At 44.7% G+C, this 1,135-nt stretch carries 1 protein-coding gene; it reads right to left on the reverse strand.

Translation table 11 applies throughout. The features are described from left to right. Nucleotide 1 precedes the first annotated feature (1 nt). Nucleotides 2-1,135: elongation factor Tu (gene tuf, locus EO116_RS08365; protein WP_127161429.1), on the reverse strand; the 1,134-nt coding region annotated here is incomplete at its 5' end.

Genomic DNA, 1,135 nt, shown 5'->3' on the forward strand with positions numbered 1-1,135 from the left:
ATTATGCTTCGATAGCTGTAACAACACCAGCGCCTACTGTATGGCCACCTTCGCGGATCGCGAAACGTAAACCTTCTTCAATAGCGATTGGAGTGATAAGCTCTATGTTCATAGTGATGTTATCACCAGGCATACACATTTCTGTACCTTCTGGTAAGTTGATAACGCCAGTTACGTCAGTTGTACGGAAGTAGAATTGTGGACGGTAGTTGGAGAAGAATGGAGTATGACGGCCACCTTCTTCTTTTGTCAACACGTATACTTCTGCTTTGAATTTAGTGTGAGGTTTGATGGAACCTGGTTTAGCCAATACTTGACCACGTTCGATGTCTTTACGGTCGATACCGCGAAGCAATGCACCTACATTGTCACCTGCTACTGCAGATTCCAAGATTTTACGGAACATTTCAAGACCTGTAACTGTAGTACTGGATGGTTCTTCTTGAAGACCAACGATTTCTACTACGTCACCAACGTTGATTTGACCACGTTCTACACGGCCAGTTGCTACTGTACCACGACCAGTGATTGTGAACACGTCTTCGACAGGCATCAAGAATGTTTTGTCTGTGTCACGTTCTGGAGTTGGGATGTATTCGTCAACTTTTGCCATCAATTCGTTGATTGCTTCAACGTATGCAGCGTCGCCTTCTAAAGCTTTCAATGCAGAACCTGCCACAACTGGAATGTCATCGCCAGGGAATTCGTAGCTGGAAAGCAATTCACGGATTTCCATTTCTACTAATTCTAATAATTCTTCATCGTCAACCATGTCTTTTTTGTTCATGAATACAACGATAGCTGGTACACCTACTTGGCGAGCTAACAAGATGTGCTCACGAGTTTGTGGCATAGGGCCGTCAGCTGCGGATACAACTAGGATAGCGCCGTCCATTTGAGCAGCACCAGTGATCATGTTTTTAACATAGTCAGCATGGCCTGGGCAGTCAACGTGTGCATAGTGACGAGTATCTGTTTCGTACTCTACGTGTGCAGTGTTGATTGTGATACCGCGTTCACGTTCTTCTGGAGCTTTGTCGATCATGCTGTAGTCTTGGAAGTCAGCTTGACCTTTTTCAGCAAGAACTTTAGTGATTGCTGCTGTTAAAGTAGTTTTACCATGGTCAACGTGACC

Origin of the sequence: Veillonella sp. VA137 (genome assembly GCF_003992015.1) — a bacterium.
Lineage (GTDB): Bacteria > Bacillota > Negativicutes > Veillonellales > Veillonellaceae > F0422.